Origin of the sequence: Tetragenococcus muriaticus DSM 15685 (assembly GCF_000423785.1) — a bacterium.
Lineage (GTDB): Bacteria > Bacillota > Bacilli > Lactobacillales > Enterococcaceae > Tetragenococcus > Tetragenococcus muriaticus.
On sequence record NZ_AUIQ01000009.1, the window covers coordinates 39,184 to 53,461 of the forward strand.

Sequence of the window (14,278 nt, forward strand, 5' to 3'; positions counted from 1 at the left end):
GGACGCAAAACAAAGGAGATGATTATTTGGAACTTGGAGAAGTCATTCAGACAAAAAAACCTGCCTTTACTGTTATAGGAAAAGAAGGGCAAGGACCAGCAGATGATGCGCCCCAATGGGTATCTGAATTATGGAAAGCTGTTTATCAAGATTTGGATCAATTAGATGAATTTGTGAATAAACAGTCGAGTGAAGCAGATTTATGGGGGGTAATGTCTGATGATAAATATTGGCTTGAGCCTTGGCAAGATCAAGGAAGATATCTAGCGGGTATTGAGCTTCCATCATCTGTACAACCGCCAGAAGGGTGGCAACGTTGGGAACTACCTGCTATGGAATACTTGGTTGTGAAAACAGACGCACCTAATCTAGATTCGATGACACAAAAAATGTTGGAAGAAATCTTACCGCGTGAGGAACTTCATTTAGTAGGCGCTATTCAAGAACATTACTTACCAGATTTTACTGCAGGAGAAGTTGAGTTATATTTTCCGGTAAATCTATTATAAAAAAGACGAGGCTGGGACAAAAGTCTCCTTAATAATAAAATACCCGAACTATAAGAGAGATTGCTCCTGCGGTCCAGCAGGTCCTTGTCGCAAATTCACGACAATTAGAAAATCTTATCAAATATCGTTCGGGTATTTTTGTCTTGTCTTTATTTATGTCCCAGCTTCGTCTTTTTTTGGGAGCTTAAGTTGGAAAAGAAAAATCAGCATTGCTATATTATAAAACATTTTATAACTTTTCTATATAATATTCGTTTCAATTATTGAAAGAAATTTTTAATATTGCGCCAAATGGTTGTGAAAATATTTGCTCTTTCAGTACCTTCGGTTGTCGCAAGAGGACTTTCAAAGTATTCTTCAGCCTCTTCATTATCCAAATAACCTAAATCATCGTCCTCATCTTGTGCTTGGACAGTACCCACGGTGGTGTCTGACTCAATTGGGGCTTCTACTTCATCATTTTCTAAAGATACGTTATAAGACACGTCTTCTCTGCTTTTATTTTCTGGTAGCCAAAGATTTACTTCATCTTGAGCCACAATCGGTAGGGACTGTCTTTTCCCTTGAGGAACCGTAATTGAAGATGTATTAGGAATCGAATCATTTTCTTCTAATATCGTTTCTTGCTTCCAATTGTCAAAGGAATAATCAATCAGTTTATTTGTTTCATCAAAACGAGCATTCGGATTTTCGATTTCATCATGATCTGTTGCATTCAAAACCACAGTAATTAGACGATTCCCATCTTGTTCAATTGTTCCGACAAAACAAGCGCCTGCTAAATCAGTGGTGCCTGTTTTCAATCCGTCTACACCATCTCTTTGAGCAGACAGTCCTGGTAACATTTGATTAAAGTTTTCCATGTCAAAAGGGGTGGAAGAATCCGGAGCAAATTCTTTTTCTGGGATACGACTTACTTGTAAAATTTCAGGGAAGTCTTGCAACAAGTTACGCGTGACAATCGCTAAGTCCTTAGCAGATAGTTCATTTTCGTCTTCTTGTGTGGTACCAGGGTAAATATTATCTCCTAAAAATTCATTTGACAATCCTGTACTATTGACGATTTTAGCATCAATAATACCCCAATCTTCTACTTGTTGACGCATTTGATCGACAAATTCTTCTTCTGAACCTGCGACTTTTTCTGCCAGAGCAATCGTGGCTGCATTAGCAGATTGAATAACAGCTGCTTCAAATAAATCTTGTACTGTATAATATTCATTTTCAGCTAATGGAACATTTGAAAGATCAAGGTTTTCACTTAATTCTGCCACGTCTTGGGAAATAGGAACTTCCTCATCCCAATCAAGATTGCCATCTTGGATTTCTTTTTGAACTAGATAAAGACTGATTAGTTTAGTGGTAGAAGCGATTCCCATTGATTCATCACTATTTTGCTCATAAAAAATCTTACCTGTATCGTAATCCAGTGAAATGGCTGCTTCAGCTCTGATATCAGGACTTTCTGACGCGGATACATTCGTAGAAAGTGGTGAAAAAAGTAAAAAAATAATCCCTATGATAAAGGGAATAGAACATTTTTTATTCATGAGTAATCTCCTTTGTGTTTATCAAAGAGCATTTTATCAAATGTGCAAAGAAGATTCAAATTGAAAAAGCGAAAGAAAGAGATATTTTAAGTTATAGTTAAAAAGATATGGTAGAATTCTACTAGCAGGTGATATAATGGAATATAAACAGATTCAATTGGCTTATTTTCTACAAAGAAAAAATCGTTTTGTCGCATGTTGTCGTTTAATAGAAAATAATGAAGTTGTGGATGTTCATGTGAAAAATACTGGACGCGGAAGAGAAGTCTTAGTATCTGGCGCAATAGTTGCTTTAAATTTCTCTTCTAGTATAAAAAGAAAAACGGCTTATGATTTAGTTGCGGTCAAAAAGCAAGGCTATTGGTATAATATAGATAGTAGCGCACCTAATGAAATTGTCTATCAAGCCTTACTAAACCAAACGATAGTTTTACCTGGATTAAAAGGTTCGATTGCTTTCATTAAAAGAGAAGCCACTTATGACAATTCGCGTATTGATTTTTATTTTGAGACCGAACAAGCAGAAAAAGGGTTTATTGAAGTGAAAGGAATGACTTTAGAAAATGAAAGGGTGGGCGCTTTTCCTGATGCTCCAACAGCACGTGGACTAAAACATGTACGTGAGTTGTTACAATCCCAAACACAAGGAATGCAAAATTACGTCATTTTTGTCGCGCAATTTGCTTTAATTGAAGCTGCCACCATTCACGAAGACATGCAACCTGAATTGCAAAGGACTGTTCGTCGGGCTATAGAAGCCGGTGTTCACTTTCTTTGTTACGCCTCTTATGTTAGCGCCACGCAACTTGAATTGACAAAAGAAGTGCCATTTGTGTTAGATATACCGTTTAAAGATCCATTAAAATAATAAAAAGAAAGAGGGAATGACAATGATCCATTTAGGAATTATAGGGACAAACTGGATTACCCACCAATTCGTACAAGCAGGATTAGCTACTGAAGAATATGAGCTGACTGCTGTTTACTCTAGAAAGCTTGCCAAAGCTCAAGAATTTGGTGAGCAATATACAGGAAGTCATCATTATATGGATGATTTAGTAGAATTTTTTGCTTTAGAAGAAATGGACACTGTCTATATCGCATCACCTAATAGTCTGCATTTTGTTCAAGCTCAACAAGCCATTCAAGCTGGGAAAAATGTCATTGTAGAAAAACCAGCCTTTTCTACACCTAAGGAAATGGACACAATCATTCAATTAGCCAACGAAAACCAAGTTTTCTTTTTTGAAGCAGCTCGTAATATTCATGAAGAAAGTTTCAAAAAAGTGCGAGAATTTTTACCGACGCCTAATCATATTATTGGCGCTAATTTCAGTTACATGAAATATTCTTCTCGCTACGATTTAGTTCAACAAGGAGAAGAACCTAATATCTTTTCTCCGCGATTTTCAGGAGGCTCTTTAGCTGATTTAGGTGTTTATCTTGTTTATGCTGCTTTAGCTTGGTTTGGCGTTCCTAATGAAGTGCATCATTTTGCGCAAAAAATCGCTACTGGAGTTGATGGTATGGGTGTGATTATTTTGCGTTACGAAAACTTTGATGTCACGTTACAACACGGAAAGATTGGCGATGCACATTTGCCTTCAGAAATTTATTTTGATGACGGCACGCTATGGCTTGATGGAGTCAATTCGATCAACCAAGCAAGTTTATATAAGCATACGGATGAAAAAGGGCCTCTTGAAATTGAAGTAACGGCTAAAGAAAACCCGATGATCGAAGAAGCAGAGGATTTTGCCAAAATTATTCAAAATCCAACAAATGTAAATTATGGCCAAAGATATGAGGAATGGGTAGAATTAGCCCGAAATGTTAGTCATGTCATTTACGAATTAAGAAAACAAGCTGGCGTTGTGTTTGACGCCGATCAAGAATAGAGGAGAATTATGGGAATTGATTTTCTGCCAGAAAAATGGCAGCAAAGAGCAAAAGAAGAAGGATTTAGTCAAGCAACGCTTATCCAGGAACAAGTTTTTTCTCAGTTAAATCAAGGCGAAAGCTTAGTAGGTGTAGCACCTACTGGAACGGGAAAAACATTAGCCTACTTATGGCCTACTTTATTAAACGTTCAACCCAAAAAAGGCAATCAGTTATTAGTCCTTGTCCCTTCGCAAGAATTAGGCGTGCAAGTAACCAATGTTGCTAAAGCTTGGACTGGAAATCTTGGTTTACAGGTGCAATCACTTATTGGTGGAGCCAATAAAAAAAGACAAATGGAAAAGTTAAAAGCAAAACCAGAAGTTTTAGTAGGAACGCCCGGAAGACTCGTTGAGTTAATCCAAGAAAAAAAAGTAAAAGCAGCACACATCCAGACAGTTATATTGGATGAAGCGGATCAATTGTTACAAAAAGAAGCGCTCGGTTTTATGCAATCAATTATAAAAAGTGTTCCTAATACGAGCCAATATGCTTTCTTTTCAGCTACAGGGACTAACGCTTTGCCAGAAATTAAGCAGTTATTTCAACAAGAGCTACCAGTGATTGATGTAACAAAAGAAGATCATCATCTTCAACAAGTGGATCATTACTATTTAGTTTATCCTGCTAGAAGAACTGTAGATGTTTTAAGAAGACTAGGACATGTCGATAACTTTCAAGGGCTGGTCTTTTTTAATGAGGTGCAAGATTTAGGCAGTGCTGTAGAAAAACTACAATATCATCACTTACCGGTAGCTAGTTTAGCTTCTGATCAAGGCAAACAAGACCGTAAGCAAGCTTTGGAAAATTTTCGTCAGCAAAAAATTGTTGAATTATTGACAACAGATGTGGCTTCTCGTGGCCTAGATATTGCGGATCTATATTATGTGGTAAATACTGAAGTGCCTAACTCTAAGGAAAGCTATCTACATCGAGCAGGACGTATTGGTAGAATGGGAAAGGCTGGGGCAGTCATTACGATTGTACAAGAAGACACGTTATCGGACCTTAAAAAAATAGCCAACAATTTGGAACTTTCACTACAAGAAATCTACTTGTATGAAGGTCAATTAACGACTGAAGCACCCACAAAGTCTGAAATTCCTAAGAAAAAAGTAAAAACAAAACCAAAGACTCAGCAAAAAAAGAAAGATCAAACGAAGAAGCCTAAAAAAAAGAAGAAAAAACAAAAAGATAAAGGTGCTCCTAAAAATAAGACTTCTTCTGCCCGACGTTAAAATGATGTAGGAGGGTTTTATGAATCCAAGAAAGCAGGAAATTTTGCAACTGGTAAATAACCATACTCAAGGGCTCACAGCTCAACAAATTGCGACAACATTAGAAGTTGATCGTAGTAATGTGAGTCGTTATCTAAATGAGCTGGCCCAAAATGGAAATATTGAAAAATCCACGAATCGTCCAGTAATCTATCGTCCGATCTTATCTGAAGAAAAAAATTTAAATTCCACAAATGAAGTCCGTTTTGATCATTTAGTAGGTGCGGACGCTTCTTTAAAAGTGAGTATTCAGCAGGCCAAAGCAGCGATGTTATATCCACCTAAGGGCCTACATACCATTATTTTTGGTCAAACAGGCACAGGAAAATCAATGTTTGCAGAATGTATGTACCAGTTCGCTATTCAAATTAAATCTATAGCTAAGAGTGCTCCGTTTATTTCATTTAATTGTGCAGATTATGCTCAAAACCCGCAGTTACTGTTTGGGCATATCTTTGGAGTGAAAAAAGGAGCTTATACAGGTGCAGATTCTGATAGTACAGGACTTTTAGCCAAAGCAGACGGTGGGATTTTATTTTTAGATGAAATTCACCGTCTACCTCCAGAAGGTCAAGAAATGTTATTTAGCTTTATTGATAAAGGAGTTTATCGACCGTTAGGCGAAAGTAGTCAAACCTAAGAGGCTTCTGTGCAAATTATAGGCGCAACCACTGCGACTTCTGATACTTTTTTAGATACATTTAATCGCAGAATCCCTATGTCGATTACTTTACCTAATTTATCCACGCGTTCTTTAGATGAGCGTTATGAACTGGTTTCGCTTTTTATTAGGCAAGAAGCCGATCGTTTAAACCAATCCATTAAGGTAAAAAAAGATGCCATGATTGCGTTTATGTTATATGACGCAAAAGCCAATATTGGCCAAGTAAAACGCGACTTAAAACTTGTTTGTGCAAAGTCCTTTTTACATTATCGTACACGGGAGAAGTCGGAACTATTCATTCGAAAAAGAGATTGCCCTTTACAAGTTCAAAAAGGGTTACTTAAAATCAAAGAAGTTTCTGAGCGACTTGAGCATTTTCTTGAAGGAAAAGGCGATTATTTAACCTTTGAACCACAAGGAACCGAGGTTGTCTGGTCGCAAGATTTAGAACAAAATATGGAAGTTTATCACGAAATTGAAGATAAGGTATCTTCTTTCAACCGAGAAAATATAGCCAGTACAGATTTGGAAAAAGCGATCTCTCAAGATGTAGATGCTTATTTCGCTAGCTATGTAGAAGAGCTAGCGGAAACTTCTACACAAAAAGATCTGATTGCTGCAAACATTTGGGAGCTAACCGATCGATTATATGATATAGCCGAACAAAGGTTAGATCGTACTTATAATAAAAAAGCACGTTTTGCTTTTGCTTTGCATTTACAACTTACATTCGATCGTATTCGTAAAGAAGTGCCCATTGTTCACCCGGATTTAAATCGAGTCAGAAAAAAATTAAAAACGGAATTTCAAGTGGCACTTGATTTGTCTACTTTAATCGAAGAAGAAATGCAACTTGAAATTCCTTTTGATGAAATCGGTTTTATCAGCATGTTTCTTTCAATTCAACTAGGACAAAAAGAACAATTCCCTCAAAATAAAGTAGGTGTTATTGTCTTGATGCATGGCAATTCGACGGCTTCTAGTATTTTATCAGCTTCTCAAGAACTGTTAGGCTCTTCTCAAGGTATTGCGATGGATATGTCCTTAGACACTTCAGTGAATCAAATGTATCAAAAATTATTAAATTATGTGCAAGAGAACCAATCGATGTTTTTGAATGGACTTTTGTTATTAACGGATATGGGTTCCTTGAATTCATTTGCAACTTTGTTGTATGAAGAAACAGGGATACGGACAAAAGCAGTTTCTATGACAAGTACAATGATTGTGATTGAAGCCTTGCGCATGTCTGAAATGGGACGCAGTCTAGAAGATATTTACCAAAACATCCAAACCTCTTTTGAAACGATTGTTCGTGAACAGTTTCAAACGGATCTGAAGGATAATAAACATAGCAAAAAAGCAATCGTGGTAACTTGCTTTACAGGAGAAGGGGTTGCAGCTAAATTATACGAGCGCATTGCAGCATTTGTTGACCAAGCAAAAGTTGAAATTATTCCAATGCAATTTATTGAAAGAGAGACTTTTAAAAAACATATCGATGAATTATTAGCAGAATATGAAATTAAGGCTATTGCGGGCACAGTAGAAGTTGAATATCAAAATATCCCTTTCTTTTCTGCGTACGATGTTTTCGACGACGAAAAGCTAAAAGTATTAAAAAGTATTATAAAAGACGAAATAGCGACTGAAACTATTGTGAATTCACTTGAAGGCAGTATTAAGCATGTAGATTCCTTACCTGTTTTAGTAGAAACGTTAAAAACAATCGTGCAACAAGTACAGTCTCAGATGCATATAATTCTAGAAGCTGATGTAGAGTCAGGCTTAGTCATTCATCTGGCTTTTTTAGTAGAAACGCTGCGTACAACAGGTATGAATAGACAATTTTCAAATTTAGCGGTTTTTCAAAAGAAATATCGTTTAGAAATTGATATTTTAAAAACTTCGATGATTTCTATTGAAAAAAATTACAATATACACATTCCAGAGGATGAAATAGTTTATTTAACAGAAGCTTTTATCAAAAACCAAATGGATACCCCTTTTAGACTTTACACACAAAGTTAGTGTGTAAGATTTGTTTTTAGTGTGTAATGTTAAAAATTAGACCAAATTCTTATGATATAGGTAATTGGTCTTATTTTTTGTTGGCATGTTTATTGCTTATTATAAAGATGTAAAGTAAAACTAAGGAGTGAAGAAAATGGTGAAAAAAACGATTATGTTAGTTTGTTCAGCTGGAATGAGTACCAGCTTATTGGTGACTAAAATGCAAAAGGCAGCAGATGACAAAGGAATGGAAGCAGAAATTTTTGCGTGCTCATCCTCTGAAGCGGATCAAAACCTAGAGAACTGTTCTGTCGATGTGCTATTATTAGGACCGCAAGTACGTTTTATGAAAGGTGATTTTGAAAAACGCTTAGCACCGAAAGGAATTCCATTAGATGTGATTAATATGTCTGATTATGGCATGATGAACGGTGAAAATGTCTTACAACAAGCGGAAAATTTGATGGAATGATAGCTATAGTTACAAACTATTAGGGAAAGGAATAGAAATCTACTCCCTGTGATTAGAAAGATGGGGAGGAAAAACTATTTCTGCTCTCTGAAAAACTATGAGGAGGATTTTTATATGGATGAGCAAGAAAATATGGAAGCAGTGATGGGATTAATTATGTATGGAGGCAATGCTAAAAGCGATGCGATGGAAGCCATTGCTGCTGCTAAAAAGGGAGATTTTGAAACAGCAGATCAAAAGCTAAAAGACGCTGATGAATCATTAAATCAAGCTCACCAATCACAGACAAGCATGCTTACTGAAGAAGCTCAAGGAAAACATATGGATATTAATTTACTCACTGTGCATTCACAAGACCATCTGATGACTGCAATTGCTTTTAAAGATTTAGCAACGGAAATTATTGATTTGTATCGTCGTTTGGAAGATAAATAATCTATAATTTGAGTAGCAGGAGGAAAAAATGAATACATTTGTACGTTTTATGGAAGAAAAGTTTGTCCCCGTTGCTTCAAAAATTGGGTCACAACGTCATCTTGGAGCCATTCGCGATGCTTTTATGGTTACTATGTCCTTACTCATCCTTGGTGGTTTAGCAACCATGATCAATAACTTGCCTATCCCTGGATTCCAAGAATTGATGAATTCAATTTTTGCTAATGAATCTTGGAAAGGCGTGGGCGATTCGATCTGGGAAGGGACTTTTGCGGTATTATCTGTAATGATTGCTTATTTAGTAGCTAGTAACTTAGCTAAAGATTACGGTAAAGATCCTGTAGCAACTGGGATTGTTTCTTTAGCTTCATTTTTTACAATTGGCGGAGCTACAGGTATGGATACGAATGGTTGTGAATAACTTAAGTGTTGCTCCAGGGATCTTTAATATCAACGAGCCAATGATGTTTGGGTTACCTATTGTATTAAACCCCATTATGTTTATCCCATTTATTATTGTTCCTATAGTTTTAGTTACCGTTGCTTATTTTTCTACTAGTTTAGGAATTGTTCCCGTGGCTACTTTCATGCCTCCTTGGGTAACTCCACCGGTTATTGGAGGCTTCTTAGCAACACAAAGTTTTGCAGGAGCCATTCTTGCTGCGATAAATCTCATCTTATCCGTTGTTATTTATATTCCATTTGTTAAACTAGGAGTAGATCAAGAATTAAAAAAAGAAACGGAACAATAATAAGATAGGCTAAGATAGATGTTTTCATACATCTATCTTCGTTCATTTTAAAATGAAAATGAGGTAAATTCATGACACTAAAAAAACTTTCTGTTGAACACTTTAACCAAAGCTATCAATTAGCTCAGTATGCTTTTCGCTTTGCGGATGATCAACAACATCGTAACGGATTTTATCAATTAATGAAACATTCGACTATATACGGAGCTTTTTATAAACAACAATTAGCTAGTCAAGTGATTGCTACTCCACTTAAAGTTCAATTATTTCATCAAGTGTTTGATATGGCAGGTATTGGTCTTGTTTCGTCTGATCCATCATTTCGTGGCCAAGGAAATATTGACCAATTAATGCAACAAATGCTGGAAGATTGTTACCAAAACGGAGTTACTCTTTCTTATTTAGATCCCTTTTCCTATCCATTTTATCGAAAATATGGTTACGAATTAACATTTGAACGAATTTGTTATGACTTAGAAAGTTCAAAGTGGCCAGATAGTGCTAAAGCTGCAGGCTATGTTTACCGCATGAATTGGGAAGATGCTAAGGATGGCGTTAAACAAATTGATCAACAATCAGATAAACATAAATATGGTGGCTTATTATGCGAAGACTGGTGGTATGATTATAAATTTAAAGAAAAAACCAATGTTTACTTTGCGCTTTATTATAACCAACAAGATCAACCTGAGGGCTATTTAATCTACAAAATCGAAAGTGGAAAATTTATTTGTATCCGTTGGCTAAATTTAACAGTAGAAGCTTATAAAGGGTTAAACCGATATATTTTTTCTCATAAAGATTCAACCGAACGGATTACTTTTGAAAAAGGTTACGACAGAAATGAAGGATTTTTTATCCATGATAAACCTGTAGCTCAGGCGATCGTTCGACCTGAAATGATGGCTAGAATCGTTGATGTACAAACTTTCTTACAAAAGTATCCTTTAAAAAACTTAAAAGAGTCTTTTGCGATAACAGTTGAAAATGATCCCTATGCACCTTGGAATGAAGGAACTTTTGAACTTAAAAAAAATGAACAGTTACAAATTCAAAAAGTTACTTCAACCTCACTACCGGAACTAAAAATTAGCGTACAACGTTTGGCTCAATTACTTTTGGGATATGTTTCGATCGATGACCTGATTTTTCATGAATTTGTTTCAGTAGATGAAAAAATTATCGAGTCCATTAAACAGTTAACACCGCAAAAAGCACCTATTTTAGAAGATTATTTTTAATACACAACCTATTTTGTCGTTAAATTGCCTTGCTCTTTTTAAGACAAAACGATAAAATGGGTTGTGGCTTTTTTTATGTCCCTGTAGCTCAGCAGGATAGAGCGACTGCCTCCTAAGCAGTAGTTACAACTAAGGCCCAATTTTATATGTCCCAGTACCTCAGTAGGATAGAGGGACCGCCTCCTAAGCGGTACGTCGCAGGTTCGATTCCTGTCTGGGACGTTTAGGTTAATGCTGAATCTTTTGACTGACAAAAGATTCAGCTCTTTTATTGAGATGGAGTAAAACCAAGTTAACGAAAATAAAAATTACTGATATAAGAATTTTAACATTCTATTTTCTTTTAAAGTTTGCTAACACTCGCTTTTAAAATAAGAAAAATTTGTGATTTTTTAAGAATTTGCTAACACTTTTTGTTAGCAAGATTTTTATAGTCAGAACTACTGCCTTTGCTAACAAAGAAAAAGATTCGCTTTTTAGCGCATCATTAACTACGAAGTTTTAAGAGTCTTTTAAAAGGTTTTCTTTTAATTCAGACGGTAATTTTTTTATTAAAGCGATCAGTTGTTTGTCGGTTTCTGATAACTCGGTTGAAGAAATTTCTGAGGTTTTTGCTTTGCCTAAATTGTGATAGAAAGCTTCTTCAAGTTTTTGAGCATTAAATCGACGATCTTCATCAACAATCTCGGCGTAAACGTTGGTAACCATTTCAGCTTCTGTATGCCCCGTGTCACCTTGTACCGATTTAATATCTCCTTGGGTCATTTTTAATTTATACTTCGTGCTCAAGTGACGCAAACTATGGAAATCCACTCGTTCAAAACCATGTCCATCACATAATAATTTTAAACGGTCTCGGATAATGCGGCTTTCTACTGGATTCCCGTTATCTAAGGCAAAGACCAAATTATAATCATTATAAGCATCTCCTAAAAATTCTTGTAGCTCCGCTTGATCTTTTTGATATTGTCTAAAAAGATTAGCGACCGTTTGTGGCAGTCATACTGTTCGTACGCTAGATTCTGTTTTTGGCGTTTTTAAGACGAGTCTTGTTTTACAATGCGGCTTTTGTACGGGAAAGACACGAATAATATCTTTTTCCTGCAATTTTTGCATAGCGGATAGGTAGACTCTGGAAAGCTCTTTTTTCACTGATAGTCTAGCCATATTATTCTTAATCGACTCATCGTCAATCACAAGATTATCCCATGTAAGGCCCGTAATTTCTCCGACTCTTAGAGATGTAGAAAAAGCAAGCTGCATGGCTAAAAGTAATAGCTCATCCTCAGCTACTTGAATTGCCTCGGTGAAGGTTTCTATCGACCAAACTTTTCGCTTATTCTTTTGTCTTTTGGGTAGGGTAGCTAGGGATGCAGGGTTCCGCATTTTTGTATCCAAATACTCCCAGCGAATGGCCTGATTTAGTGCACAACGAAGGGTGTTGTGAATCTTTTTGACTAGAGCCGGTTGCACCATGCGCCCACTTGCTTTACGATTGCCCCTTGGAACTTCAGGGACACTTAACAAATCATGATAATATTGCGTAAGTTTCTTGGTTGTTAGGTCTTTTAGTTTCAAGTCTCCAATGAGTGGGTAAATGTAATTTTCAATTTGCGAAAGTTTTGTACTGAAAGTTGAAACCGACCATTTCGATGGACCATATAAATTTACAAAGACTTCTAAAAATTCACGTACTGTGATGTCTTCATCTTCTTTTGTTGTATTCTGTTCGGCTGCTTGTTTTTGTACACCAATGATTTCTTGCTCATGAGGAACAAGACAATAACCATTCTTTTTTTGATAGTATTCGATAAAAGCTTTACGCGCTTGAGCTTCTTTTTTGGTTTCTAAAGTATCCCATTTTTGTTTCCGTATATTGCTTTCATTCAAATACCAATAAACAACAGCATATTTTGTTTTTCTAGAAATGATTGAAGCCATATTTATCTCTCCTTAAATGATTATTGACTTAACCATTTATCGAAAGAGAATTTAGATACTCGAATCAATCTACCTACTCTAACGGAATGAAAACTTTCCTGCTGGACTAAACGATAGGCGGATTTTTTACTTATATTTAATATTCTGGCAATTTCACTAATCGTATACGTTTTTTTAGCAGGCTCTGTAAATGTCAGTGTGTCTTCTCCTTCAATGCTTTTCATATGATAAACCTCCTCTATACACTCTTTCATTAAAGATAAGGCTTGTGTTCGTTGACGGTTGACCGTTGAACGGCTTACATGCATTACCTCCGCAATTTCTCCTTCATTCATATCCATAAAGTAATAAAGTAGAATAATCTTTCTTTTTTTCTCCGACAAAAGATCTAACGCTGCGCCTAATTTTTCGTTTTCGATACCGATTTTAGCGTCATCTAACTCAAAAAATTGTTTATCCACGGTATATTGATCTTTGGTAGCTAATTGATTGAATACATAATTCCCCATTTCAGAAAAAGAGATTTCCTTCTTTTTCAGGCGAGTGAGGTGCTTAAAATAATCCTTTCGTTCATCTTCTATAACCTTTTTGCAGATGTAATCAAATTGATTTTCGGTGGTTTCTTGAAAAGTTGAGGGTTTCATTCTGTTTTCACCTCCCTTCATCCGTGGAAAGGAGGTAAAGAGTATTTTTATCCCCTTTCGCACTATGTCCCGACACGAAAGGGGAAAAAATTGCATTTTTTGAAAAAAAGTTTGTATAAACACAAAAAAAGTCATCCAAACAAAAACTTTCATTTGTTTAGATGACTTTATAATTCTCTTCGTAGGAACTAAAAAACTACTTTTTTTACAATTCCTCTCTTTTTGAGTGTTTATTCTTTTTTTAGCGACACTGTAAAATGTCTATTTAAAGTTAAGCACAAATAGAACATAAGCGTTAACCTCAATAATTCCATATTATGCAGGCAAAGATAAATTCGGTTGTTGAATTATTCTAAAATAACGAATAGAATTTTAAACGTACAATTTCATTCAAAGTGATAGGGTGGTTGGTGTTGAGAAACAGAAAAGACAATTTTGATTTTCGTCCCATTGGTCATACAATAAAAGAAGCTCGAATAAGGCAAGGGTTAACCCGTAAGCAAGTGGGAGAAATCATTAAAATCGCACCAAGGTATTTAATTAACCTGAATGATTTATAAAAATTTGTGGATAACGCATTCGACCGATCAACGAGGTGACTTTTATGTTATTTTCCCTTTTTATCGCCACTTTTTAATCAAGAATAGGAAGGGATAATCGAACGACGCTAAAAAAAGATAAAATTCTTCCTAGAGAATGAAAGCCAAGCCTTTTTTATAAGGATGAAAAGGGCAAAAGTAAACTAGAGATTCAATCGCTGAATTCGTGTAAGGACTTCCCAAAAAAGTGTATTGTAAACATTTGTACTTGATAAGTGAATTTGCACTTGACGCGCGTGCTCT

The 14,278-nt window shown here is 35.9% G+C and carries 12 protein-coding genes, 1 tRNA gene and 3 pseudogenes; 11 read left to right on the forward strand and 5 right to left on the reverse strand.

The window, feature by feature from the left end; genetic code table 11:
- Positions 1–26: 26 nt before the first annotated feature.
- A complete protein-coding gene (locus tag G577_RS0102705; RefSeq protein WP_028789854.1) occupies positions 27–509 on the forward strand; it encodes a GyrI-like domain-containing protein in 483 nt (160 codons plus the stop codon).
- A 260-nt stretch (positions 510–769) separates the two neighbouring features.
- Here the strand turns inward: G577_RS0102705 and G577_RS0102710 are convergent, their stop codons facing one another.
- Positions 770–2,059 (reverse strand): serine hydrolase, encoded by a 1,290-nt coding sequence (locus G577_RS0102710; protein ID WP_028789855.1) that lies wholly within the window; start codon positions 2,057–2,059, stop codon positions 770–772.
- A gap of 136 nt (positions 2,060–2,195) precedes the next feature.
- On the opposite strand from G577_RS0102710, the gene sfsA reads away from it, so the two are divergent.
- The 9 genes and pseudogenes from sfsA (at position 2,196) to G577_RS0102755 (ending at position 11,073) form a co-directional block, all read left to right on the forward strand.
- Positions 2,196–2,927 (forward strand): DNA/RNA nuclease SfsA, encoded by a 732-nt coding sequence (gene sfsA, locus G577_RS0102715; protein ID WP_028789856.1) that lies wholly within the window; start codon positions 2,196–2,198, stop codon positions 2,925–2,927.
- 22 nt (positions 2,928–2,949) lie between these two features.
- Positions 2,950–3,957, forward strand: a complete 1,008-nt coding sequence (locus G577_RS0102720) for a Gfo/Idh/MocA family protein (RefSeq protein WP_028789857.1) — start codon at positions 2,950–2,952, stop codon at positions 3,955–3,957.
- A 9-nt stretch (positions 3,958–3,966) separates the two neighbouring features.
- Entirely contained in the window at positions 3,967–5,235 is a 1,269-nt protein-coding gene (locus G577_RS0102725) for a DEAD/DEAH box helicase (protein WP_028789858.1), read from the forward strand.
- Between the two features lie 19 nt (positions 5,236–5,254).
- A pseudogene (locus tag G577_RS10915) lies at positions 5,255–7,969 on the forward strand (sigma-54-dependent transcriptional regulator).
- Positions 7,970–8,105: 136 nt separating this feature from the next.
- Positions 8,106–8,423: a PTS sugar transporter subunit IIB gene (locus G577_RS0102735; protein WP_028789859.1), complete on the forward strand. Its 318-nt coding sequence runs from the start codon at positions 8,106–8,108 to the stop codon at positions 8,421–8,423.
- A 114-nt stretch (positions 8,424–8,537) separates the two neighbouring features.
- The gene (locus G577_RS0102740; protein WP_028789860.1) at positions 8,538–8,858 is read left to right on the forward strand and encodes a PTS lactose/cellobiose transporter subunit IIA; all 321 of its coding nucleotides are present in this window, start codon (positions 8,538–8,540) and stop codon (positions 8,856–8,858) included.
- Positions 8,859–8,886: 28 nt separating this feature from the next.
- A pseudogene (locus G577_RS11730) lies at positions 8,887–9,610 on the forward strand (PTS transporter subunit EIIC).
- Positions 9,611–9,681: 71 nt separating this feature from the next.
- Positions 9,682–10,851 carry a GNAT family N-acetyltransferase gene (locus tag G577_RS0102750; protein WP_028789861.1) on the forward strand — a complete coding sequence of 390 codons (1,170 nt, stop codon included), beginning with the start codon at positions 9,682–9,684 and terminating at the stop codon, positions 10,849–10,851.
- A 148-nt stretch (positions 10,852–10,999) separates the two neighbouring features.
- Positions 11,000–11,073 (forward strand) — tRNA-Arg (locus tag G577_RS0102755).
- A gap of 279 nt (positions 11,074–11,352) precedes the next feature.
- Here the strand turns inward: G577_RS0102755 and G577_RS12405 are convergent.
- From G577_RS12405 to G577_RS11735, 4 genes and pseudogenes are all read right to left on the reverse strand, one after another.
- A complete protein-coding gene (locus tag G577_RS12405) occupies positions 11,353–11,850 on the reverse strand; it encodes a tyrosine-type recombinase/integrase (protein WP_280453004.1) in 498 nt (165 codons plus the stop codon).
- Positions 11,851–12,792 (reverse strand): site-specific integrase, encoded by a 942-nt coding sequence (locus tag G577_RS10925; protein ID WP_231556833.1) that lies wholly within the window; start codon positions 12,790–12,792, stop codon positions 11,851–11,853.
- A 20-nt stretch (positions 12,793–12,812) separates the two neighbouring features.
- Positions 12,813–13,046 carry a helix-turn-helix domain-containing protein gene (locus tag G577_RS12410; protein WP_342341848.1) on the reverse strand — a complete coding sequence of 78 codons (234 nt, stop codon included), beginning with the start codon at positions 13,044–13,046 and terminating at the stop codon, positions 12,813–12,815.
- Positions 13,026–13,436: pseudogene (locus tag G577_RS11735) on the reverse strand (sigma-70 family RNA polymerase sigma factor); the annotation flags it as partial. The pseudogene G577_RS11735 and the gene G577_RS12410, both read right to left, overlap by 21 nt.
- A 413-nt stretch (positions 13,437–13,849) precedes the next feature.
- Here G577_RS11735 and G577_RS11965 point away from each other — a divergent pair.
- Complete coding sequence (locus tag G577_RS11965; RefSeq protein WP_155988475.1) at positions 13,850–13,996, forward strand: helix-turn-helix domain-containing protein; 147 nt, start codon at positions 13,850–13,852, stop codon at positions 13,994–13,996.
- The last annotated feature ends 282 nt before the right edge of the window (positions 13,997–14,278 follow it).

Coding starts and splice junctions, on each gene's coding strand:
- G577_RS0102710 (WP_028789855.1), bottom strand. CDS start 2,059: ATGAATAAAAAATGTTCTATTCCCTTTATCATAGGGATTATTTTTTTA.
- sfsA (WP_028789856.1), top strand. CDS start 2,196: ATGGAATATAAACAGATTCAATTGGCTTATTTTCTACAAAGAAAAAAT.
- G577_RS0102720 (WP_028789857.1), top strand. CDS start 2,950: ATGATCCATTTAGGAATTATAGGGACAAACTGGATTACCCACCAATTC.
- G577_RS0102725 (WP_028789858.1), top strand. CDS start 3,967: ATGGGAATTGATTTTCTGCCAGAAAAATGGCAGCAAAGAGCAAAAGAA.
- G577_RS0102735 (WP_028789859.1), top strand. CDS start 8,106: ATGGTGAAAAAAACGATTATGTTAGTTTGTTCAGCTGGAATGAGTACC.
- G577_RS0102740 (WP_028789860.1), top strand. CDS start 8,538: ATGGATGAGCAAGAAAATATGGAAGCAGTGATGGGATTAATTATGTAT.
- G577_RS0102750 (WP_028789861.1), top strand. CDS start 9,682: ATGACACTAAAAAAACTTTCTGTTGAACACTTTAACCAAAGCTATCAA.
- G577_RS10925 (WP_231556833.1), bottom strand. CDS start 12,792: ATGGCTTCAATCATTTCTAGAAAAACAAAATATGCTGTTGTTTATTGG.
- G577_RS12410 (WP_342341848.1), bottom strand. CDS start 13,046: ATGAAAGAGTGTATAGAGGAGGTTTATCATATGAAAAGCATTGAAGGA.